Origin of the sequence: Streptomyces sp. SP18BB07 (genome assembly GCF_036322545.1) — a bacterium.
GTDB lineage: Bacteria > Actinomycetota > Actinomycetes > Streptomycetales > Streptomycetaceae > Streptomyces > Streptomyces deccanensis.
Genome location: NZ_JAQYWT010000367.1, coordinates 311,240 through 334,769 on the forward strand (window position 1 = coordinate 311,240; position 23,530 = coordinate 334,769).

Annotated in this window: 16 protein-coding genes; 14 read left to right on the forward strand and 2 right to left on the reverse strand. The window is 71.7% G+C overall.

Annotation, left to right across the window (positions count from 1 at the left end):
• The first annotated feature begins 30 nt into the window (after positions 1 to 30).
• Positions 31 to 1,989, forward strand: coding sequence for a TIGR03960 family B12-binding radical SAM protein (locus tag PUR53_RS44920; RefSeq protein WP_329899535.1), 1,959 nt, complete (start codon positions 31 to 33; stop codon positions 1,987 to 1,989).
• Positions 1,990 to 2,065: 76 nt separating this feature from the next.
• On the opposite strand, the gene PUR53_RS44925 is transcribed toward PUR53_RS44920, so the two are convergent.
• Positions 2,066 to 3,634, reverse strand: coding sequence for a collagen-like protein (locus PUR53_RS44925; RefSeq protein ID WP_329912327.1), 1,569 nt, complete (start codon positions 3,632 to 3,634; stop codon positions 2,066 to 2,068).
• A 240-nt stretch (positions 3,635 to 3,874) separates the two neighbouring features.
• On the opposite strand from PUR53_RS44925, the gene PUR53_RS44930 reads away from it, so the two are divergent.
• The 8 genes from PUR53_RS44930 to obgE all read left to right on the forward strand — a co-directional run bounded on the left by PUR53_RS44930 (position 3,875) and on the right by obgE (position 15,574).
• Positions 3,875 to 5,056: a glycosyltransferase gene (locus tag PUR53_RS44930; protein ID WP_329899537.1), complete on the forward strand. Its 1,182-nt coding sequence runs from the start codon at positions 3,875 to 3,877 to the stop codon at positions 5,054 to 5,056.
• 111 nt (positions 5,057 to 5,167) lie between these two features.
• Positions 5,168 to 6,286 (forward strand): hypothetical protein, encoded by a 1,119-nt coding sequence (locus PUR53_RS44935; protein WP_329899586.1) that lies wholly within the window; start codon positions 5,168 to 5,170, stop codon positions 6,284 to 6,286.
• Positions 6,287 to 6,334: 48 nt separating this feature from the next.
• The gene (locus PUR53_RS44940) at positions 6,335 to 7,192 is read left to right on the forward strand and encodes a TIGR03936 family radical SAM-associated protein (protein ID WP_329912328.1); all 858 of its coding nucleotides are present in this window, start codon (positions 6,335 to 6,337) and stop codon (positions 7,190 to 7,192) included.
• A gap of 245 nt (positions 7,193 to 7,437) precedes the next feature.
• Entirely contained in the window at positions 7,438 to 11,616 is a 4,179-nt protein-coding gene (locus PUR53_RS44945) for an Rne/Rng family ribonuclease (RefSeq protein WP_329912329.1), read from the forward strand.
• A 276-nt stretch (positions 11,617 to 11,892) separates the two neighbouring features.
• Entirely contained in the window at positions 11,893 to 13,194 is a 1,302-nt protein-coding gene (locus tag PUR53_RS44950) for a phospholipase D-like domain-containing protein (protein ID WP_329912330.1), read from the forward strand.
• A gap of 218 nt (positions 13,195 to 13,412) precedes the next feature.
• A complete protein-coding gene (gene rplU, locus PUR53_RS44955; RefSeq protein ID WP_033525816.1) occupies positions 13,413 to 13,733 on the forward strand; it encodes a 50S ribosomal protein L21 in 321 nt (106 codons plus the stop codon).
• A 14-nt stretch (positions 13,734 to 13,747) separates the two neighbouring features.
• On the forward strand, positions 13,748 to 14,002 hold the full coding sequence (rpmA, locus tag PUR53_RS44960; protein WP_045557526.1) for a 50S ribosomal protein L27: 255 nt from the start codon (positions 13,748 to 13,750) through the stop codon (positions 14,000 to 14,002).
• Positions 14,003 to 14,137: 135 nt separating this feature from the next.
• On the forward strand, positions 14,138 to 15,574 hold the full coding sequence (obgE, locus tag PUR53_RS44965; RefSeq protein WP_329899541.1) for a GTPase ObgE: 1,437 nt from the start codon (positions 14,138 to 14,140) through the stop codon (positions 15,572 to 15,574).
• A gap of 343 nt (positions 15,575 to 15,917) precedes the next feature.
• Here obgE and PUR53_RS44970 read toward each other — a convergent pair whose 3' ends face one another.
• The gene (locus PUR53_RS44970) at positions 15,918 to 17,987 is read right to left on the reverse strand and encodes a hypothetical protein (RefSeq protein WP_329899542.1); all 2,070 of its coding nucleotides are present in this window, start codon (positions 17,985 to 17,987) and stop codon (positions 15,918 to 15,920) included.
• A 345-nt stretch (positions 17,988 to 18,332) separates the two neighbouring features.
• On the opposite strand from PUR53_RS44970, the gene proB reads away from it, so the two are divergent.
• From proB to PUR53_RS44995, 5 genes are all read left to right on the forward strand, one after another.
• Positions 18,333 to 19,439, forward strand: coding sequence for a glutamate 5-kinase (gene proB / locus PUR53_RS44975; protein ID WP_329912375.1), 1,107 nt, complete (start codon positions 18,333 to 18,335; stop codon positions 19,437 to 19,439).
• 208 nt (positions 19,440 to 19,647) lie between these two features.
• Positions 19,648 to 20,115 carry a hypothetical protein gene (locus tag PUR53_RS44980; RefSeq protein ID WP_329899588.1) on the forward strand — a complete coding sequence of 156 codons (468 nt, stop codon included), beginning with the start codon at positions 19,648 to 19,650 and terminating at the stop codon, positions 20,113 to 20,115.
• A 111-nt stretch (positions 20,116 to 20,226) separates the two neighbouring features.
• Positions 20,227 to 21,513 carry a glutamate-5-semialdehyde dehydrogenase gene (locus tag PUR53_RS44985; RefSeq protein WP_329899543.1) on the forward strand — a complete coding sequence of 429 codons (1,287 nt, stop codon included), beginning with the start codon at positions 20,227 to 20,229 and terminating at the stop codon, positions 21,511 to 21,513.
• A gap of 121 nt (positions 21,514 to 21,634) precedes the next feature.
• Entirely contained in the window at positions 21,635 to 22,234 is a 600-nt protein-coding gene (locus PUR53_RS44990; protein ID WP_329899544.1) for an SCO2584 family spore wall biosynthesis protein, read from the forward strand.
• 143 nt (positions 22,235 to 22,377) lie between these two features.
• Positions 22,378 to 23,448, forward strand: coding sequence for an SCO2583 family membrane protein (locus PUR53_RS44995; RefSeq protein ID WP_329899545.1), 1,071 nt, complete (start codon positions 22,378 to 22,380; stop codon positions 23,446 to 23,448).
• The last annotated feature ends 82 nt before the right edge of the window (positions 23,449 to 23,530 follow it).

A 23,530-nucleotide genomic window follows, 5' to 3' on the forward strand; every position in this document is an offset into this window, starting at 1 on the left:
CCCAGTCAGCTCACGAAGGTAACCCCCGCGATGTCTGTCGAGTCGGTCTTCCCACAGCTAGAGGCCCTGCTCCCGCATGTGCAGAAGCCGATCCAGTACGTCGGCGGTGAGCTCAACTCCACCGTCAAGCCCTGGGAGTCCGCGGACGTCCGCTGGGCGCTCATGTACCCGGACGCGTACGAGGTCGGTCTGCCCAACCAGGGCGTCATGATCCTCTACGAGGTGCTGAACGAGCGCGAGCGGGTCCTCGCCGAGCGCACGTACAGCGTGTGGCCGGACCTGGAGGCGTTGATGCGGGAGCACGGCGTCCCGCAGTTCACCGTCGACAGCCACCGCCCGGTGAAGGCCTTCGACGTGTTCGGTCTGTCCTTCTCCACGGAGCTGGGCTACACCAACATGCTCACCGCCCTGGACCTGGCCGGGATCCCCCTGGAGTCCAAGGACCGCACGCTCGACGACCCGATCGTGCTGGCCGGCGGCCACGCGGCGTTCAACCCCGAGCCGATCGCCGACTTCATCGACGCGGCGATCATCGGCGACGGCGAGCAGGCCGTGCTGGACATGACCGAGATCATCCGTGCCTGGAAGGCCGAGGGCCGGCCGGGCGGCCGCGAGGAGGTCCTGTTCCGCCTCGCGAAGACGGGCTCGGTGTACATCCCGGCGTTCTACGACGTGGAGTACCTGCCCGACGGCCGTATCGGCCGCGTCGTACCGAACAGGTCCGGTGTCCCGTGGCGGGTCTCCAAGCACACCGTCATGGACCTGGACGAGTGGCCCTACCCCAAGCAGCCCCTCGTCCCGCTCGCCGAGACGGTGCACGAGCGGATGTCGGTGGAGATCTTCCGCGGCTGCACGCGCGGCTGCCGCTTCTGCCAGGCGGGCATGATCACCCGCCCGGTCCGCGAGCGTTCCATCACGGGCATCGGCGAGATGGTCGAGAAGGGGCTGAAGGCGACGGGCTTCGAGGAGGTCGGCCTCCTCTCCCTCTCCTCCGCCGACCACAGTGAGATCGGCGACATCGCCAAGGGCCTGGCGGACCGGTACGAGGAGGACAAGATCGGTCTGTCCCTCCCCTCGACCCGGGTGGACGCCTTCAACGTCGACCTCGCGAACGAGCTGACCCGCAACGGCCGGCGCTCGGGTCTGACCTTCGCGCCCGAGGGCGGCTCGGAGCGCATGCGCAAGGTCATCAACAAGATGGTCTCGGAGGAGGACCTGATCCGGACGGTCTCCACGGCGTACGGCAACGGCTGGCGCCAGGTGAAGCTGTACTTCATGTGCGGCCTGCCGACGGAGACCGACGAGGACGTCCTCCAGATCGCCGACATGGCGATGAACGTGATCGCCGAGGGCCGCAAGGTCTCCGGCCAGAACGACATCCGCTGCACGGTGTCGATCGGCGGCTTCGTCCCCAAGCCGCACACCCCCTTCCAGTGGGCCCCGCAGCTCTCCGCCGAGGAGACGGACGCGCGTCTCGAAAAGCTCCGCGACAAGATCCGCGGCGACAAGAAGTACGGCCGCTCCATCGGCTTCCGCTACCACGACGGCAAGCCGGGCATCGTCGAAGGCCTGCTCTCACGCGGCGACCGCCGCATCGGCGCCGTCATCCGCGCCGTCTACGAGGACGGCGGCCGCTTCGACGGCTGGCGCGAGCACTTCTCCTACGACCGCTGGATGAGCTGCGCGGACAAGGCCCTGGCCGACTTCGGCCTCGACGTCGACTGGTACACCACCCGCGAGCGCACCTACGAGGAGGTCCTCCCCTGGGATCACCTCGACTCCGGCCTCGACAAGGACTGGCTCTGGGAGGACTGGCAGGACGCCCTCGACGAGACCGAGGTGGAGGACTGCCGCTGGACGCCGTGCTTCGACTGCGGCGTGTGTCCGCAGATGGACACCCACATCCAGGTCGGTCCGACGGGCAAGAAGCTGCTGCCGTTGTCGGTGAAGCAGCCGGTGGGGAGTGCGCCGCACAGCCACAGTCACTGACCCGGCCGCGGCCGGCAGGTCGTGAGGGGTGTCCGGAGGGCCGTTCGGCCGTGCTCCGGGCACCCCTTCTCGTGTACTACCGGCCGGTCACGCGGGGCGTGACGGTCGAGCCGCCGTTGACGATGTTGCCCGACGGCTGGAGTTCGACCCGGTACCAGGGGCGCGGGTTGCCCTCGGCGTCGTCGCAGTTCAGGGTGGCGTGGGGCTGGGTGTCCACCGGTACGCAGGTCGTCTCCCAGACCTGGCCGACGGTGGTGACGACGTTGAACTTCACGAGGCCCTTCGAGGCGCTCGCGTGGTCGCCCTTGGGCTGGCCCTTGTTCTCGCCGTGGTCCGCGCCGGTGCTCCCGCCGTGGTCCCTGCCGGTGTCCTGGCCCGACCCCTGGTGCGACCCCTGGCTGTAGTCCTGGCCGGTGTCCTGGGTGTGGCCGCTGCTCGTGCCCTGGCTGTGGCTCTGGCCGGTCTGCTGGGCGTGACCGGTGCCCTGGCTCTGGCCCTGGCTCTGGCTCTGCCCCGTGTTCTGGCTGTGGTCTTGGCTCTGGCCGGTCTGCTGGCTGTGGCCCTGGTTCTGGCCGGTCTGCTCGGAGTGGCCTTGGCTCTGGCCGGTCTGCTGGCTGTGGCCCTGGTTCTGGCCGGTCTGCTCGGAGTGGCCCTGGCTTTGGCCCGTCTGCTGGCTGTGGCCCTGGCCCGTGCTCTGGCCGTGCTCCTTGCCGGTTTCCTGCTGGCCGTGGCCGTGGCCGTGGCCCTCGCCGTGGGCGTGCGTGTTGACGGAGACACCGCAGGCGTAGCCGACGTAGCGGCCCTGCGAATCACGGCCGCCAGCCGGGAAGTTGGGGTGGGTGCTCAGGTCGGTCCACAGGAACGGGTGGGCCAGCTCGCCCTGGAGGTCGCGGATGCCCGCGAAGACCCGTCCGTCGCTCAGTACGACCCGGAACTCGCGCTTCTTGGAGTCCTGCACCGCGTCGATGTCGGAGCAGGGGCCGGCGGGCCCCGTGGCACCCGTGGCACCGGTGGCTCCCGTCTGTCCGTCCGCTCCGGCCGGGCCGACGGGGCCCTCGGGTCCGACGGGGCCGTCCGCTCCAGTGGGTCCGGCAGGGCCGTCCGCTCCGGTGGCCCCAGTAGCTCCAGTGACTCCGGCGGGGCCCGTGGGTCCGGCCGGACCCACAGGGCCCTGCTCGCCGGTGTCGCCCTGGGGGCCGACCTCGCCCTGCGGACCCACGTCGCCCTGCGGACCCACCTCGCCCTGGGGGCCGACCTCGCCCTGGGGGCCGGTCGGGCCGGTCGGGCCCTGAGGCCCGGGCGGGCCGCTGGGACCTTCCTCGCAGTGGTCGCCGTTGCCACCGAGTGCCGCCGTGCGGTTCTGGTCATGGTCGTCGTACCAGTTCGACGATGATCCGTCCTGCTCGTCCTGGTGTTGTCCGTCGTCGGTGTGGTGCTGACCATCGTGCTCGTCGGCGGGCGGGCACTCGTCGTTGCCGGCCCTCGTCACGGTGGAGGGCTCGGACACGCTGCGTGCTGCCGCTGCGGCGGGGCCGGCCAGTCCGGCGGTCACCGCCAGTGCGAGCGAGGCATACGTGCTGACCTTGGTGATCCTGTGGCGTGCCAGCGGGCCTATCAGCGAGATCGTCCTGCGCTCAGGACTCATCTATGTGCTCCTTGTTTCAACCGGTTTGGGGCTTTTCCCCGCACTCGATCGTGAGCCTCGCCCCTGTCCACCGACTCGACCAGCGAGCTGGACCGGACGGGGATGGAGATCATCAAATCGGCCTAAACCGATCTCACGGCTGGGCTAATTCGGCGTCGTCGGCAGTGATTTGTGCGATATGAGGGGGTACGTCACGCAGCCGCTCGGGCAGCGTTCCAACGTCCCGGGACCGGTGAGGCCGTGAAGCCGCAGACCATCTGCCTCTGCATGATCGTCAAGAACGAGGCGCGGGTGATCGAACGCTGCCTCGCCTCCGTCCGTCCGCTGATCGACACCTGGGTCATCACCGACACCGGCTCGACGGACGGCACGCCGGACCTGATCCGCGCGGCGCTGGACGGCATCCCGGGCGAGCTGCGCGAGGAGCCCTGGGTCGACTTCGGCCACAACCGGACGCGGAACATCCAACACGCCCGGGGAAAAGCCGACTTCCTGCTCACCGTCGACGCCGACCACGTGCTGCGCCAGGACGCGCCGCTGCCCCGGCTCACGGCGACCTCGTACATGCTGCGCTACGACACACCGGGCACCCAGCACCGCTTCAAGCATCTGATGCGGGGGGACCTGCTCTGGCGCTACGAAGGGGTCACCCACGAGTACCCGTGCACCGACGGGCCCGACGTCCAGGAGAACCTGGACGCCCTCGTCATCGAGGACCACGCGGACGGCGGCTGCCGCGCCGACAAGTTCGAACGCGACGCGCAGCTGCTCAGGCGCGAACTGGAACGCGACCCCACCAACCCCCGCACCGTCTTCTACCTGGCCAACACCGAACGGGACCTCGGCCACGCGCGGGAGGCGATCGACCTGTACGAGCGACGTGCGGCGATGGGCGGCTGGGGCGAGGAGGTCTACTGCTCGCTGCTGGAGGCGGGAATCCTTCGGGCGGAGGCGGAAGAGGACTGGCCGGGAGCCATGGACACCTTCTCCCGCGCCTGGGAGTCGCGTCCCACCAGGCTCGAAGCCTGCTACGAGTTGGCCTCCCGGCTGCGGCTCCGGCGCCGTCATCACACCGCGCACGCCCTGCTCGTCGACGTCGTCGACCGGCCCGCGCCGGACGACCTGCTCTTCATCAAGCCCTGGGTCTACCGGTGGGGCCTGCTGTTCGAGTTCTCCATCACCGCCCACTGGGTGGGTGACCACGCCGCCGCGCTCCGGGCGTGCGACCGTCTGCTGGCCATGCGGGACCTGCCCGAACGCGTCCGCCGCCAGGTCGAGATCAACCGGGAGTTCTCCGCGCCGCACACCGACCGGCCGGACCTGTCCGCCGTGGTGCGCCGCCCCAAGGCCGCCCGGGCCGGCAAGGCCGCCGGGTCGGCGAAGTCCACGAGGTCCGGGAAGTCGTCAGGGCGCAAGCGATAGCACGCCGACGTGGCCCTGCCGGCGTGCGAACTCGGTGACGTGGGCCGCTGCCGTGCGAACTCGGTGACGTGGGATGGATCCGGAGGACACGCCGACTGCGTCTACGTCGTCATGGACCTGGAGAAAGGGCCCGCCCGGGAGCAGGAACCCGAGGCGCGCCGGACAGCCGCCGAGGCGCGGCAGGCACCCGAGGGGTGTCTTGTCGTCGCGGTACGGATTCCCGTGCGGATCGTGGTGCTCGTGCTGGTCGTGCCCGTGCGCATGGTGTGGGACGTGCTGGTGGTGGGCGGGCGGTTGCTGACGGACACCGTGTTGCGGCCTGCTGGCCGTGCGGTGCTGTGGGTCGGCCGGGCCGTCCTCGTGTGGCCGTGTGTGGCGCTGTGGCGGTACGTCGTCGTGCCGCTCGCGCGGCTGCTCGGGTGGCTCGGGTACCGGCTGCTGGTGGTGCCGGCGGTGTGGGCGTACCGGTATGTGCTGACGCCGGTCGGGCATGCGATCGCCTGGGCGGCGGCCGGTGTCGGGGCAGGGTGCGGCTGGGTCGCCCGAGGTGTCCTCGCCGGGCTCCTGTGGTCGTACCGGTGGACGGTCGTGCCGGTCGGGCGGGGCATCGCCTGGCTGGTCCGCCACCTTCTCGTCGTACCGGCCGCGTGGTTGTACCGGTACGTGCTGACGCCCGTGGGGCACGGGATCGCGTGGGTGGCCATGGGGTGCGTGTGGATCGTACGGATGATCTTCACCGGGCTCTGGCTCGGCGTCCACTGGACGCTGCGCGTGCTCCTGGTGCTGCCCGTGCTCGCCCTGTGGCGTTGGGTGCTCGCGCCCGTCGGGCGGTTCCTCGCCGTCGTGGGCAGGGAGATCGGGGAGGCCCTCGGGCACGCGTGGCGGGTGGCCGGGCGGGTCTCGCTCGCCGTCGGACGGTTCCTGGCGAATCTGTTCCGGTGGCTGCTGGTCGAGCCGACACGATGGGTGTACCGGACCGTCCTCACCCCCGCCGGTCACTTCGTCCGGGACGCGGTGTGGAAGCCGGTCGCGGAGGTCGGGCGTGCCGTGGGCCGCACCACGCGACAGGCCCTGGCCACCGCCCGCGAGACCGTGCGCCAGGCCCGCGCCGGCGTCCGCTCGGCCCTCCTCGGACCGCCGCCCGAACCGAAGCCCGTCCACCGGCGGGAACCGCGGGCCGCCGAGGCACGTACTCTTGGTAGCAGTACGACCGCTCTCACGAAGGACTGAACGACACTGGGCAAGCGACAGCCCGAAGGCCCGCCGCCCGCACCCGCGGTGCAGCGCATCCGACTGCGCTACACCAAGCGCGGCCGCCTCCGGTTCACCAGCCACCGTGACTTCCAGCGCGCCTTCGAGCGTGCGCTGCGCCGTGCCGAGGTGCCGATGGCGTACTCGGCGGGGTTCACGCCGCATCCGAAGGTGTCGTACGCCAATGCCGCACCCACCGGCACGGGCAGTGAGGCGGAGTACCTGGAGATCGCGCTCACCGAGGCGCGTGATCCGGAGAAGCTCAGGATCCTGCTCGACGAGTCGCTGCCCACCGGCCTCGACATCGTCGACGCGGTCGAGGCCCGGACCTCCGGGCTCGCCGACCGGCTCACGGCCTCCGAATGGGAACTGCGCCTGGACGGCGTGGACCCCCAGGAGGCCGCGCGCGCGGTCGAGGTCTTCAAGGCGGCGGAGCTCGTCGAGGTCCAGCGCAGGACCAAGAACGGCATGCGGACCTTCGACGCCCGCGCCGCCGTCGTCGACCTCGACAGCCGTGACGGACACGCACGTGATGACCATGACGCACGTGATGGACGTGACGGAAGCACCGGAGCGGCCGGTTCTGAGACGCCCCGTCCACGGGCTGATAGGCCGACGGACCAGCCCTGTGCGATACTGCGGCTGGTTGTTCGGCACGTGACGCCTGCCGTACGACCCGACGACGTCCTGTCCGGTCTCCGCGCCGTGGCCGACCTGGCGCCGCCGGTCCCCGCAGCGGTGACCAGGCTGGCGCAGGGGCTTTTCGATGATGAGACCGGCACGGTGACCGACCCGCTCGCGCCCGACCGCGAGGCAGTGCCGGCCCTCTCAACGGCCGAACCCGCTGCCGCCGCGGAGGCGTCGGCGCCGGTAGGCCCCGCGTAGGGACGGACGTCGTAGCGCCGCCCTTTGATCCGGGAGCCACCTGGGTCGGGCAGCGCACCGACCACAAGACTTTCGCCAGGCCGTACGCAACATGGCGTACGGAACCGGCGAGACAGGACACAGAGAGCTCCCGTGCGGCGCCCGCGCCCCGGACGGCGGCAGTCGCGTATCACGCGAGCCGCGGACGTCACCGGCCACGCCGGACCGGGTGCGGCGCCCGGGAGCCTGACGGGAGAAACGCCCGCATGCCCGAATCGATCGAACCCGCCGAGCCCACGCAGGGCTCCGAACACAACAACACGCCGAGCGACACCCTGCCGCCGCGCCGTCGGCGCCGTGCCGCGTCCCGCCCCGCGGGACCGCCGTCCGCCGGCTCCGAAGCGGCCGCGGAGACCACCGCGCCGGCCATACCGGCCGCCGAGTCCGAGGACCTCGCGGCCATCGAGCCGACCGAGGCGGACGACACCACCGACACCACAGAGACCGTCGACGACGGCGTGACCGGTGAGGACGCGCAGGTGCCCGAGGCCGAGGAGGCCGCGCCCGCCGGGCGTACGCGCCGTCGCGCGACCCGCCGCGCCTCCGCGCCCGCTGGTGCGCCCAAGGACGCCGAGGTCGTCGAGGTCGTCGAGACCGTGGCGCCGGCCGCCTCCGCCGAGGTCGCCGCTGAGCCCGCCGCCGTTGCCGAGGCGCCCGCCGCTGTCGAGGAGACCGCGCCCGCCGGGCGTACGCGCCGTCGCGCGACCCGCCGCGCCTCCGCCCCCGCGAGCGCGCCCCAGGCCGCCGAGGAGACCCCCGCCGAGACGGCCACGGTGGCCGAGCCCGAGGTCGCCGCTGTCGCCGAGGCCCCTGCCGCTGTCGAGGAGGCCGCGCCCGCCGGGCGTACGCGCCGTCGCGCCACGCGCCGGGCGTCCGCGCCCGCCGGTGAGCCGAAGGCCGCCGAGACCGTGGAGGCTCCGGCGGAGGCCGTGGAGACCGCGCCCACCGCGGTTCAGGAGAGTGCCCCGGTGGAGGCCGCGGCCGAGGAGGCCGCGCCCCGTCGTACCCGTCGACGTGCCACCCGCCGGGTCGCCGCGCCCGTCGGCGAGGCCGCCGACGAGCGCGCGAACGAGTCCGTGGCCGCCGAGGCCGCGCAGACCCCGGCTGACCAGGCGCCCGCCGAGGCCGCCCCGGCGACCGTCGTGGCCGAGCGCGAGCCGGTCGCGGCACCGCGGGCGGCTGCCGAGGCCGAGGTCGAGGACGACGGCCCGCGTCGCCCCCGTCGTCGGGCCACGCGCAAGGCCGCCGGAGGATTCTCCGCGCCTGCCGCGCCGAAGACGGAGGACGCGCCGTCGCGTCCGGCGCGGCCCGCCGTGGCCGTGTTCCAGGCCCCGGTGTTCACCGAGCCGATGTTCCAGACGCCGGAGCGGGCCGCCGCGCAGGCCGCCGCCGAGGCGGAGGCCGAGACCGTGACGGTCGAGCCGGCCGAACCCGCCGAGAGCGCCGAGACCACCGACCTCGGCGGGTTCGCCGAGGAGGAGCCCACCGGCGGGTCGCGGCGTCGCCGTCGCCGTCGGGGCGAGCCCGCCGAGGCCGAGCAGCCCGCGGCCGCCGCCGTGGTCGCCGACGAGCCGGAGGAGCCCGAGGACTCCGAGGACTCCGAGGAGACCGGCGAGGACTCCGCCGAGGGCGACGAGTACGGCGAGGAGGAGTCCACCGGGTCGCGGCGTCGCCGTCGCCGTGGTGGCCGCCGTCGTCGCCGGGGTGAGTCGGCCGACGCCGAGGACGCCGCCGAGGGCGACGAGCTCGCCGCCGAGCAGGCCGAGCAGGACGCCGAGGACACCGCCGAGCAGCTGGACGAGGACGCCGAGGACGAGGGCGACGAGCGCGAGGAGTCCGGGGGCTCCAGCAGCAGCCGTCGGCGCCGTCGCCGTCGTCGTCGGGCCGGTGACTCCGGCACCGAGGCCGAGACGGGCTCGGACGACCCCGAGCGCACGGTCGTCAAGGTCCGTGAGCCGCGCGAGCGGCGCGCCAAGGAGACGGAGTTCTCCGACGAGGTGCAGTCCATCAAGGGCTCGACCCGTCTGGAGGCCAAGAAGCAGCGCCGCCGCGAAGGCCGCGAGCAGGGCCGCCGTCGCGTCCCGATCATCACCGAGGCCGAGTTCCTCGCCCGCCGCGAGGCCGTCGAGCGCGTCATGGTCGTCCGCCAGAGCGGCGAGCGCACCCAGATCGGCGTCCTGGAAGACAACGTGCTCGTCGAGCACTACGTCAACAAGGAGCAGGCGACCTCGTACGTCGGCAACGTCTACCTCGGCAAGGTGCAGAACGTGCTGCCGTCGATGGAGGCCGCCTTCATCGACATCGGCAAGGGGCGCAACGCCGTCCTGTACGCCGGTGAGGTCAACTTCGAGGCGCTCGGTATGGCCAACGGGCCGCGCCGCATCGAGTCCGCCCTGAAGTCCGGTCAGTCCGTGCTCGTCCAGGTCACCAAGGACCCGATCGGGCACAAGGGCGCGCGTCTGACCAGCCAGGTGTCCCTGCCCGGCCGCTACCTGGTCTACGTCCCCGAGGGGTCGATGACCGGTATCAGCCGCAAGCTGCCCGACACCGAGCGGGCCCGGCTGAAGACCATCCTCAAGAAGATCGTCCCCGAGGACGCGGGCGTCATCGTGCGCACCGCCGCCGAGGGCGCGAGCGAGGACGAGCTGCGCCGCGACGTCGAGCGGCTGCAGGCGCAGTGGGAGGACATCCAGAAGAAGGCCAAGAACGGCAACGCGCCGACGCTGCTGTACGGCGAGCCGGACATGACCGTCCGGGTCGTCCGCGACATCTTCAACGAGGACTTCTCCAAGGTCATCGTCAGCGGCGAGGACGCCTGGCAGACCATCCACGGATACGTCTCCCACGTCGCCCCCGACCTGGCCGAGCGGCTCCAGAAGTGGACCTCCGAGGTCGACGTCTTCGCGACGTACCGCATCGACGAGCAGCTGATGAAGGCGCTGGACCGCAAGGTGTGGCTGCCCAGCGGTGGTTCGCTGGTGATCGACAAGACCGAGGCCATGATCGTGGTCGACGTCAACACCGGTAAGTTCACCGGCCAGGGCGGCAACCTGGAGGAGACGGTCACCAGGAACAACCTGGAGGCGGCCGAGGAGATCGTGCGCCAGCTGCGGCTGCGCGACCTCGGCGGCATCGTCGTCATCGACTTCATCGACATGGTCCTGGAGTCCAACAGGGACCTGGTGCTGCGGCGCCTGCTGGAGTGCCTGGGACGCGACCGTACGAAGCACCAGGTCGCCGAGGTCACCTCGCTGGGCCTGGTGCAGATGACCCGGAAGCGGGTCGGCCAGGGTCTGCTGGAGTCCTTCTCCGAGACCTGTGTCCACTGCAACGGGCGCGGCGTGATCGTGCACATGGACCAGCCGACGGCTCCGGGCAGTGGCGCCAAGCGCCGTAAGCGCGGACGTGGCGGTGCCGAGCACGACCACGAGCACGTGTCCGCTCCCGAGGCCGTCGAGCCGGCGGAGGTCGCCGAGCTGGTCGAGGCCGAGGTGGCTGCCGAGGTCGCCGAGCCCGTGGCGCTGCCCGCCCCGGAGTTCGAGCCGGACGAGGAGCTGTACAGCAGCGTCGCCGAGGCGGAGGCGGCGGTCGGGCGTGGCCGTTCGCGTCGTCGGGCGACCCGGCGGGCGTCGGCGCCCTCCGGTGCCCCGAAGTCCCGCGAGTCCCATGAGTCCCGCGAGGCCGCGGCTGTCACCACCGTCTCCGAGGACCGTGCCCCGAAGTCGCGGGAGGCCGCCGAGGCGGAGCCGGTCGCGGTGGAGGACCCGGTGGTCGAGATGCCGGCCGCCGCCGCGCCCAGCACGGAGGAGGCCGCGCCCAAGGGCCGTACGCGTCGTCGGGCGACCCGCAAGGTGTCCGCCCCCGCGGGCGCGCCGGCCGGTGCGGCGGCGGACGACGCCGTCGTCACGGTCGAGCCGGCCCCGGAGCCGGTGGCCCAGCCGGCCGCCGAGCCCGTGGCCGAGTCCGTGGCCGACGAGGCGGCGCAGCCCGAGGCGGCGGCCGTCGCCGAGAGCGCGGCTCCGGCCCGTCCGCGTCGGCGTGCCGTGCGCAAGGCGACGGCGCCCACCGCGTCCGAGGAGGCGGCCGTGGTCGTGGTCCCGTCGGCTCCGGCCGAGGACGCGGCCGAGACCCCGGTCGAGGAGTCCGCTCCGGCCGCCGAGGGGGCCGAGGCCGAGGCGCCGGCCAAGAAGACGGCGGCGCGCAAGACGGCCAAGAAGGCCACCGCGAAGAAGGCCGCCACCAAGAAGACGGCGGCTGCCAAGAAGACGGTCGCCAAGAAGGCCACGGCCAAGAAGGCGGCCACCAAGAAGTCGGCAGCGAAGAAGACCACGGTGGCCGCCGAGCAGTCCTCGGCCACGGTGACGGCTTCGACCGACGAGAGCTGAGCCCACGGGGCGGATGTCCGGTCCGCGCCAACTGATGCCCCCACCGGGTGGTTTGACCACCCGGTGGGGGCATCGGCGTGTGCGGGGAGAGTAACTTCACACGGGCTGGGGAGATTTGCAGAGGTTTGGTCATCTCTGTCGTCTCATCGGCATCCCCTCCCTCCAGGAAAATCCTCGAACGCCTGTAACACTCAGGTAGTCGAATTCGCAGTCGTATACGCAGTCGTGAGCGTTGCCGAGGGCGTCCGGGCAGGGCGGGGACGGGGAGGGGATCGCATGGCGCGCGTGCGTTCGCGTGGAGCGGTGGCGCTGGCCACCGTGCTGGCGGCGGCCGGTGTGCAGGTGGCGATGTCCGCGGGCATCGCGCAGGCCGCGCCGACCTGGACCGAAGGCCCCTTGTTCAACGACCCGTTGGGCGACGCGGGCGCGCAACTCGCGATACGCACCCGGCTCATCGAGCTGACGGACGCCGCGCTGCCCGGCTCCACCATCAAGGTCGCCGTCTACCACGTGTGGGAGGCGTCCGTCGTCGACGCGCTGGTCGCCGCCAAGAACCGGGGTGTGCGCGTCCAGGTCCTGCTGGACGAGTCGAGCGTCAGCGACCGGCCCACCAACACCGCGTACGGCAACCTGGTCGCGGCGCTCGGCACCGACCGGACGAAGGGGTCCTACATAGCGACCTGCGCGGTCGACCGGTCCTGCCTCGGCGATCCGAAGTACGGACAGTCGATCATGCACAACAAGTTCTGGCTGTTCTCGGCGGTCGAGGGCGCCACCAACGTGGTGGTGCAGACGACGTCGAACTCGACGCCCTCCGCGCACACCAAGTTCTTCAACGACGCGCTGCTGCTGCCGGACAACCCGACGATGTACGACGCGTACGCGGACTACTTCGACACGATGGTCGCCCGGGACTGGGCGGCCTGGGAGTACCGGACCGTCAGCAACGGCCTCTACAAGGCCTACTTCTTCCCCCGCGCCGGGAACACCCGGGCCACCGACACCGTGTACTCGGTGCTCAACAACGTGCAGTGCTCGTACAAGGACAGCGCCGGCGTGGCGAAGAAGACCTGGGTGCGGGTCGCGATCTTCAAGATCACCCGGTTGGCGATCGCCGAGAAACTGGTGGCCCTGAAGAAGGCCGGCTGCAACGTGAGCATCGTCTACGCCGAGTCCGACAGCGCCAAGAGCAGCGGCGGGACCCAGGGGACGTGGGAGAAGATGCACACGTCCGGCGGGCCGACCGTGCGGTGCTACAACGACGACCGGGATCCGCTGAACCCAGGGAACAAGCTGACCACGCCGTACATCATCCACACCAAGTACATCCTGGTGGACGGCCAGTACGACGGCGTGCGCAACAAGATCAGCTTCACCGGGTCGGGCAACTACACCGGGCCCGCGCTGCGCGAGAACGACGAGGCGATCGTCAAGGTCGACGACGACGCGGTCCACGACATGTACCGGACGCACTTCGACAAGGTGATCGGTGTCGCCCACCCGGGCAAGGCGGACACCACCGACCTGTGCAAGGGTGTCAAGCCGCTTCCGGCGGACGGCGAGAAGCCCGCCCCGTAGCGGGGGAGGGGCTCGGCCCCGTAGCGGGAAGGGGCTCGGTTTGACCCCTTCGGGCACCGCCCCGTAACCTTGACCGTCGGCGTGTCCGTAGGTAGTGACGCGTCACATCCCCGTAAACCTCATTCCTTCCGCGCGCCGGGCGCCGTGGGAGAGGCCGTTCGCTTGTCGGGCGGCTGGACTGCGGGGGTGCCGTTCCCGAGCGAGAGAGTGAGATCCGCGTGTACGCCATCGTGCGCAGCGGTGGTCGCCAGCACAAGGTTGCTGTCGGCGACATCGTTGAGGTTGACAAGATTTCCACCGCCAATGTCGGCGACACGGTCGAGCTCTCGACCCTGCTCGTCGTCGACGGTGACGCCGTGACCAGTGACCCGTGGGTCCTTGCCGGCATCAAGGTCCAGGCCGAGGTCGTGGACCACCACAAGGGGCAGAAGATCGACATTCTGCGCTACAAGAACAAGACCGGCTACCGCCGTCGTCAGGGCCACCGCCAGCAGTACACGGCGATCAAGGTCACTGAGATCCCCGCGGCTGCGAAGTAAGGGACTGAGGAGAGATGGCACACAAGAAGGGCGCATCGTCCACCCGGAACGGTCGCGACTCCAACGCTCAGCGGCTCGGCGTGAAGCGCTTCGGCGGTCAGGTCGTCAACGCCGGTGAGATCCTGGTCCGCCAGCGCGGCACGCACTTCCACCCGGGCGCGGGTGTCGGCCGCGGCAAGGACGACACGCTGTTCGCGCTGTCCGCCGGTGCGGTCGAGTTCGGCACCGCCCGTGGCCGTAAGGTCGTGAACATCGTTCCGGTCGGCTGATCGGACAAGTCTTCGGACAGTCTTTCGCGAGGCGGACCTCACTTCCCGTTCGGGAAGGCGGGTCCGCCTTTCGCGTGTTAACCCCATATCAGTTAGTCGATAACTGAACCCGTACGTCTCTGGAGGCACCCCACCATGACCACCTTCGTGGACCGCGTCGAACTGCATGTCGCCGCGGGTAACGGAGGTCACGGCTGTGCCTCCGTCCACCGGGAGAAGTTCAAGCCGCTCGGCGGCCCCGACGGCGGCAACGGCGGACGGGGCGGCGACGTCATCCTGACCGTCGACCAGTCCGTGACGACCCTCCTGGACTACCACCACTCCCCGCACCGCAAGGCCACCAACGGCAAGCCGGGCGAGGGCGGTAACCGCTCCGGCAAGGACGGACAGGACCTCGTCCTGCCGGTCCCGGACGGCACGGTGGTGCTCGACAGGCAGGGGAACGTCCTCGCCGACCTCGTCGGCCACGGCACCTCCTTCGTCGCCGCTCAGGGCGGCCGGGGCGGCCTCGGCAACGCGGCCCTCGCCTCCGCCCGCCGCAAGGCGCCCGGCTTCGCGCTGCTCGGCGTACCCGGGGACACGGGCGACATCGTCCTGGAGCTCAAGACCGTCGCCGACGTGGCGCTCGTCGGCTATCCCAGCGCCGGCAAGTCCTCGCTGATCTCGGTCCTCTCCGCCGCCAAGCCGAAGATCGCGGACTACCCGTTCACGACCCTCGTCCCCAACCTGGGCGTGGTCACGGCCGGCGAGACGGTCTACACGATCGCCGACGTGCCGGGCCTGATCCCGGGCGCCAGCCAGGGCAAGGGCCTCGGCCTCGAGTTCCTCCGCCACGTCGAGCGGTGCAGCGTCCTGGTCCACGTCCTCGACACCGCGACGCTGGAGTCGGACCGCGACCCCGTCTCCGACCTCGACATCATCGAGGAGGAGCTGACGCAGTACGGCGGGCTCGGCGACCGGCCCCGCATCGTCGTCCTCAACAAGATCGACGTGCCCGACGGCAAGGATCTCGCCGAGATGGTGCGGCCGGACCTGGAGGCCCGCGGCTACCGGGTGTTCGAGGTGTCCGCGGTCGCCCACATCGGGCTGAAGGAGCTGTCGTTCGCGCTGGCCGACCTCGTCGGCAGGGCGCGTGCCGCCAAGCCGAAGGAGGAGGCGACCCGGATCGTCATCCGGCCCAAGGCCGTCGACGACGCGGGCTTCACGGTCGTGCGGGAGGAGGACGGGCTCTTCCGGGTGCGCGGTGAGAAGCCGGAGCGCTGGGTGCGTCAGACCGACTTCAGCAACGACGAGGCCGTGGGCTACCTCGCCGACCGGCTCAACCGGCTCGGGGTCGAGGAGGAGCTGATGAAGGCGGGCGCCCGCTCCGGTGACGGCGTCGCCATCGGGCCCGAGGACAACGCGGTCGTCTTCGACTGGGAGCCGACCGTCATGGCCGGTGCGGAGATGCTGGGCCGCCGGGGCGAGGACCACCGCTTCGAGGCGCCCCGTCCGGCCGTCCAGCGGCGCCGCGACCGGGAGGCCGAGCGGGACGAGCTCCAGAAGGAGTACGACGACTTCGAGCCGTTCTAGGGGCCCCTAGGCCCTCGGCTCCCGCCGCTGGGGCTGAGCGGGGGCGGGTTTCGCTCACCGGCGCTTGCCGGGTGCCGCTGCGCCCACCCTCCCCCACTCTCGGCTTCGCTCGAGCGGGAGGTGCCCCCATCGCCCCAGCGGCACGACTACCCGCAGCTATGACGGCGAGTAGACCCGCCAGGGGCGCGGGGAACTGCGCGGGCAACCACATACGGGCCGCAGTCGCCCTACCGGCTCAGCCCCCGAGCTGTCGGGCGGCCTTCCACGCGGCCGCCGAACAACCCGCACACGACGAAGGGCCCCGGTCACGAACCGGGGCCCTTCGGCTGCTGACGGACGGGCGTCAGGCCAGTGCCTCCGTGGTTTCGCCCTCGGCGAGCTCGTCGCTCGCCTCGCCCGACTTGCGGGGCGACGGCACCTCGTCGGCGAGGCGGGACTCCATGCGGGCGCGACGGTCGTCGGCCTTGGCGCAGAGCGCCTTCACCGCGAGGTCGAAGCGGACCAGGGACGGCGGGTCCGAGGGGCCGAGCAACTGCTCCTTGAGCTCGGCGCGGGCCTGCGCGAAACGGTCCTTCTCGGGGTTGCGGACCGACTCCAGCAGCGCCGGCACACCGTCAGCCTTGGGCGTCAGCACGACACCCGCCGAGACCGTCGGGAACGCCGCCCGGAACGCCACCTCCGGCAGCCCGGACGTGTTGGCGACCGAGTACGGCTTCTCGCTCGACAGCCAGTCCGAGACCACCGACGAGACATCGCTGATCAGCAGGTCCGACGCGTTGAAGCAGGCGAAGATCGCGGGCCGCGCCTCGGTGATGATCCGGTGCTCCCACTCCGGGAACGACGCCCAGTACGCCCTCTCCCAGGCCAGCGTCGCCTCGGCGATGGCCGCCTCACGGTTCCCGCTCGGCGTGCCCTGCAGCAGCATCCGCTCCATCTCGTCCGCGCTGGTCCGGAACGACGTCGAGGTCAGCTTGTCCAACTCGGCCGAACGGCGGGCGAGTTCGGCGGCGGCCTCGGGACCGGGGCGGGCCCCGGACCGCTTGGTGTTCGCCTCCCGGATCATCGCCTTGATCCGCTCGTTCGCGGCACCCGCGCGCGGGTCGACCGAGCCGGTCATCGGGTGCGGCTTGTACAGCAGCCGGACCTTGTCGTCGGCGAGGAGCTGCCGGACGATGTTCTCGCCGGCCAGGACCACGGACGTGTTGCCGGGGTTGCCGTCCCAGCCCTCCCAGGTGGGGGCGTAGAGGACGGTGGTGTACGTGCCGGTCGGCGGGCCCGCGTACGGGCGGATCGGCGCCAGCTGCGGGCGGCCGACCTCGACGATGTCCTTGTCCTCCACGCCGACCTCGGCGAGCGCGTACCGCTCGCGCGCCGCGGGACCGGCGACCCACACCTCGTCGTACGCCTTGGCGTACGGGTTGCAGGAGGACAGCTTGTCGCTCTCGCCGTGGTTGATGAAGGCGTGCTTGATCGTGGGGATCCGCAGCACCTGGGAGGTCTTCGCGGCGTTGGCCGGGTGCAGCATCATCTTCAGCGTCGAGTTCTCCAGGGAGAACATCGTCGACACCTTCGGGAAGCAGATGACCGGGACGTCCGTGGCGTCGATCTTCTGCACCATGAAGCGCTCACGCAGCACGATCAGCGGCTTCTCCAGCTGGGAGAGCGTGGAGAGCCACATGTTCGCCTGGTAGGCCGACGTCGTGCCGCCGGAGAAGTACATCGCGGTGGTCGGCCGGTAGTCGGCGAGCCACTTGTCCAGCCACTCCATGACCTGCTGCTCGTTCTTCGCGCGCTTCTTCGGCAGCAGCCAGGTCGCGAGGTACGCGGTGCCCAGGACGAGCAGGGCGAGCCCGGCACCCACGCCGGCGAAGCCCCAGACGGCGTCCTTCGTGGCCGCCGTGAGCAGCAGGCCGGCCGTGACCGGCAGGGAGAAGGTCAGCAGCCGGTGGGCCTGCCGGCGGGCCAGGATGCGCGGCGGGGAGACGGTCAGGCGCAGTTCGGAGGCGTCGATGTTGCGGGTGACGATCGGCAGGGTCCGGGTGCGGCGGACCAGCACCGAGACGGCCTGGCAGGTGAAGTGCACCGCGTAGAACGCGATCAGGGCGACCAGGAGCGGGGCCTGCTCGCGCAGCGGGTCGATGCCGTCGATGCGCAGCAGGCCCACCAGGATCAGCATGTCGCGGAACAGCTGGCGCACCAGCGCGTCGAAGCGGACCTTGCCCAGCAGGGCGAGCAGTCCGGGATCCCGGTACTGGAGGAACGCGTCCAGGACGAGGCCCGCCGCGCCGGCGGCGACGAACAGAGGAATGTTCGGCAGCAGTGCGGCGACGATCTGGGCCGTGAAGAGCGCGAACATCGCGAGCAGCGCTGACAGCTGCGCGATGCGGCGGGGTGCGAGGCCTGCGGAGGGCACGGGCTGGGCTCCTGCGGAAGGTGCGACGGACGAAGGGGGAGGGCGAGTCTGGGGGTGGCCTGAGGAGGCCGATCCCTGACCGTATGACCTAGGGAGGCCGAGGAGCAATCTCCCGACGGGGCGATAGGCCGTGAGTCGGACATAACGCCTGGAACCTTGAGGGACGTCACAGCATCTCCTCATGAAGGGCTGCGTGCCGGAGCGCCCCCTTCCGCGCGGGGACCCGCGCCGTCCGCCCCTCGAAATGAGAACGCGTCCGGACCGCGCGCTCCCGTAGATTGCGCAGTGCACACACCGGGCTGGTTCGGAACATTGGGGATACAGGTGTCAGCGGCAAGGCAGGGCGTGCGGGACGCGCACCGGATCGTCGTCAAGGTGGGCTCCTCGTCGTTGACGACGGCCTCCGGGGGCCTCGACGCGGACCGGGTGGACGCCCTCGTGGACGTCCTCGCCAAGGCCCGCAGCGGTGGCGAGCGGGAGGTCGTGCTCGTCTCGTCCGGCGCCATCGCCGCAGGTCTCGCGCCCCTGGGCCTGCGCCGCCGCCCCAAGGACCTCGCCCGGCAGCAGGCGGCCGCCAGTGTCGGCCAGGGCCTGCTGGTGGCCCGCTACACCGCCTCCTGCGCCCGCTACGGCATCCGGGTCGGCCAGGTGCTCCTCACCTCCGACGACATGAGCCGCCGGGCCCACCACCGCAACGCCTCCCGCACCCTCGACAAGCTCCTCGCGATGGGCGCGCTGCCGGTCGTCAACGAGAACGACACCGTCGCCACGGACGAGATCCGCTTCGGCGACAACGACCGCCTCGCCGCCCTCGTCGCACACCTCGTCCGGGCGGACCTGCTGGTCCTGCTGTCGGACGTGGACGGCGTGTACGACGGCGACCCCAGCAGGCCCGGCACGTCGCGGATAGCGGAGGTACGGGGCCCCGAGGACCTCGCGCACGTGGAGATCGGCAGCGCCGGCAAGGCGGGCGTCGGCACCGGCGGCATGGTCACCAAGGTCGAGGCGGCCGGCATCGCCACCGGTGCGGGCATCCCCGTGGTCCTGACCAGCGCGGTTCACGCGGCGGACGCACTCTCCGGCGGCGACACCGGCACGTACTTCCACCCCACCGGCAAGCGGTCCGCCGACCGCCTGCTGTGGCTCCAGCACGCCTCCACCCCGCAGGGCGCGCTCGTCCTCGACGAGGGCGCCGTCCGCGCGGTCGTCGAGCGACGTACGTCACTGCTGCCGGCCGGCATCGCGGCCGTCGAGGGCGACTTCACCGCCGGCGACCCCGTGGAACTGCGCGACGGAGCGGGCCGTGCCGTCGCACGCGGACTGGTGAACTTCGACGCCAAGGAGATCCCCCAGCTGATCGGCCGCTCGACCCGGGAACTGGCGCGCGAGCTGGGTCCCGCGTACGAACGAGAGGTCGTACACAGGGACGACCTCGTCCTCCTGCGTCCCTGACCAGCGGCCCGCCGGAGGGGCCGCGGCACCGGCCCCGGCGGTGCACGTTCCGTAAAACCGCCACGCGAAGCCCTTGAGCCTGCTCAACTTTGTCTCAGGGAGATTCCGCACGACCTGTCGCAGGCCCGTCGCACGATCTGTTGCGCGACCTGTTGCACGTCCTGTTGTGAGGCACTACATCGTTGCGAAGGAGGCCGTCGTGAGACGAGTGCGCCCCGGGGCCGCGGCGTCCCGTGGTGGGGGTACCTCCCGTGCGGCCGGCGAGGAGCGGACGCTCACCAGCGTCGCCGCCTCGGACACGTACGAGGGCGACCACGTCGAGGAGCCGCAGGACCTGCCCCGGCTGTGGCACGTCACGCTGAGCCTCTCCGGGCCCGAGGCACCCCTCAAGGAGGTGCGGCGCGGCCTCGAACAGCTCGCCCACGACCACCCCTTTCTGCTGACCAGCCGCTACGCCCACGACCACGCCGAGATCCGCTACTGGGAGGAGGCCCGCGACCTCCACGACGCGGCCGCCGTCGCCCTGCGCCTGTGGGGCGAGCACCGCCGGACGGCCGGGCTGCCGCCCTGGGAGATCGTCGGCCTGGAGGTCATCGACCGCCAGACGTACCACCAGCGCATCGCCGAGGGCTACGGACCCGCCCCGGCCGCGCCCGTGGGGGTCCACCCGTACTGACCCGCCCGCCGCCGAGTGGCCCCGAGAACGTCCCTCCGCAGGCGTGAGCGCGGGTGTCTCGCGCTGTGGAACACGCGGGGGGCCCTCCGCGGGGCGGACTACCCTTCGGGTATGACCTCGCTCTCGCCGTACGACTCCATGACGCCGGTCACCCGCGCCGCCTACCGTGCCAAGGCCGCCGCCGCCGACCTCGCGCCGCTCCCGCGCGCCGACAAGGACGACGCGCTGCTCGCCGTCGCCGACGCGCTGGAAGTCCGTACGAGTGACGTCGTCGAGGCCAACGCCAAGGACATCGAGCGGGCCCGCGAGGCCGGCACCAGCGAGGCGATCGTCGACCGGCTGACGCTCACCCCGGAGCGGATCCGCGCGATCGCCGCCGACGTCCGCGACGTCGCCGCGTTGCCCGACCCGGTGGGCGAGGTCGTCCGCGGCTCCACTCTCCCCAACGGCATCGACCTGCGCCAGGTCCGCGTCCCGCTCGGCGTCGTCGGCATCATCTACGAGGCCCGCCCGAACGTGACCGTGGACGCCGCCGCGCTCTGCCTGAAGTCCGGCAACGCGGTCCTGCTGCGCGGCTCCTCCTCCGCCGTCGAGTCCAACACCGCTCTCGTACGGGTCCTGCGGGACGCCGTCGGCGGCGCGGGGCTGCCCGCCGACGCCGTCCAGCTCGTCCCCGGGGAGAGCCGCGAGTCGGTGCGCGAGCTGATGCGCGCCCGCGGACTGGTCGACGTGCTCATCCCGCGCGGCGGCGCCTCCCTGATCCGCACGGTCGTCGAGGAGTCCACCGTCCCGGTGATCGAGACCGGCACCGGCAACTGCCACGTCTACGTCGACGCGAACGCCGACCTCGACACGGCGGTCGAGATCCTGATCAACTCCAAGGCCCACCGCGTCAGCGTCTGCAACGCTGCCGAGACCCTCCTCGTCCACCAGGACATCGCCCCCGAGTTCCTGCCCCGCGCCCTCGACGCGCTCGCCGACGCCGGGGTCACGGTCCACGCCGACGAACGCGTCATGGCCTACGCCAAGGACTCCAAGGCCACGGTCGTCGAGGCCACCACGGAGGACTGGGAGACCGAGTACCTGTCGTACGACATCGCCGCCGCCGTGGTCGACTCCCTCGACCGGGCCGTGGAGCACATCCGGCTGTGGAGCTCCGGCCACACCGAGGCGATCGTGACGACCTCCCAGCAGGCCGCCCGCCGCTTCACCCAGCTGGTCGACTCCACCACGGTCGCCGTCAACGCCTCGACCCGCTTCACCGACGGCGGTCAGTTCGGATTCGGCGCCGAGATCGGCATCTCCACGCAGAAGCTGCACGCCCGCGGCCCGATGGGTCTGCCCGAGCTGACCAGCACGAAGTACATCGTCACCGGCGACGGACACGTCCGCCGCTAGCCGCCGACGGGTCCGGTGGGGCGCCGGCTCGTTCCTGTGAACAGCCTGGCGCCCAGCTGGCACAACCGATGAATTTCCTTACCGTCTGCCCAAATTGACCACCCCGGTCTACTCTGGATCCGTGCCGGAGGACGTGGGGGGCACGCCGTTCCCGGACGGCTGGGAGCCCGACGACGACCGCGACCGCGGGGGTATGGACGAAGAGTTCGCCTCCGTGGTCTTCGACGAGGACTTCGTCCGGGCGGCCGTGGTCCACGAGCCGACCGCCGTCGAACGTCTGCTCGCGGCGGCGGAGGCGCGTGCCGCCGCCCAGGAGGCCGAAGCCCGCCGGGCACACGCCAGAGGCGTCCGCGACGACGACCGTTACGACGACGGCTTCGGCCCCGACGGCCCCGATTTCGGCCACCGCCGCGACGACGACCTGGACGACTACGACGACACCGAGATCCTGGAAGGCCGCTACGGCGTCGACGGGCCCTACGGCAGGCCGTACGGCAAGCAGACCCGCTGGCACCGGCCCGTCGCCTGGATCCTCGCCCTCGTGATGGGCATCGGCATGGTCGCGCTGGCCTTCACCGCGGTCTACCGGGGCGCCTCGTCCAGCCGTGGCGAGACCCCGCCGCCCGCCACCAGCGGCGTCGAACAGAACCCCCCGACCGGGCCCTCCGCCTCCGCGGACTACTCCCAGCCGGCGGTCTCCGCGGACCCCCGCACGCCCTGACCACGCCCCGTACGGCCTCGTACGGTCCCGTACGGCCCCCTGCCGGGCCGTACGGCGACGCCGCGTGAACCTGGTGAGGACCTGTCAGAACTTGTCGTGTACCGCAGCGTTTACCGAGGCCCTCGAAGACCTACTCTCCAAGTATGGGCGGGCCAGGAAACCCACCTGAGGGGGCTCCCGAGGGCGCCCCCGGCGGTGGAGAGGACGAATACCGATCCGTCGTCTTCGACGAATCGTTCGTCCGCGCTGCCCGTCTCCAGGAGTTCTCCGCCCACGAGCGCCTCTCCGACCACGCCCCGGCCGTGCGCCGCCGCCCGCCCGTGCGCCGCGGCCTCTCCCGGCAGGCCCTGGTCCTCGTCCTGCTGATCGCCCTCGCCTTCGGCACCGCGATCTACATGGGCGTCCGCCACCCGTCCGGCACCCCGGCCGCCAAGCCCACCGAGCCGCTCAGGATGACGGTGATCCCGCTGTCCCCGCAGTCCGCGGTGCCGGGCGCGCAGGACGCGGAGACGCTGTACGCGCACAGTCCCGCCGCCCAGTTCCGGACCGGCGCGGAGGGCATCACGATGCCGGCCACCCGGCGCACCGCGCACTTCACCGACAGCCAGGTCGTGTCCGCGCTGACCATCGCCAAGGAGTACCTGGTCGCCTCCGCGCTCGACCCGGAGGTCCTCGGCGGCACCACCGTGCAGCCCGTGCGGCGGCTGATCGACTCCGAGCAGCTCGACCAGTTCGAGCAGAGTTTCGATCAACCGGCGGCGGACGGGCGGCACGCCCCCACCGGCTGGCTCATCCGCTTCGACCCGTCCCGCGCGGAACTCGCCGACCGCAGGATCCGCGTCCAGGGCACCCTGCAGGCCGCCGAGTTCGACTCCGGCACGCTGGAGGTCGTCGCCGCGCACACCCTCGTGTACGCGCTGCGGCCGGTCGGCGGCCGGGCCGACGCCGAGGCCTCGCTGTTCACGGTCCGGCGCGAGCTGCACTTCCGCTTCGACCAGGACGACCTGCGCACCCACCAGGCCGAGGTCGTCGTCTCCTACGTCCAGGCCGGGCCGCTGGCCTGCGCCGACGACGCCACGAACCATCTGCGACCGCTGCTGGCGGGGCAGACCGCGAAGGCGGGCGGGCCGTCGGCCGGCACGGACCCGTACGGCACGGGGGCGGCGACGGCGTTGTGCGGGACCCTGGCGGAGAGTGCGCAGCCGAAGGTGTGAGCCGAGCCGGGGGTGCGTTGTCGGGTGCGGCCCGGTGGGGCTTCTCGCGCAGTTCCCCGCGCCCCAGAAAAGCAGGGGCTGC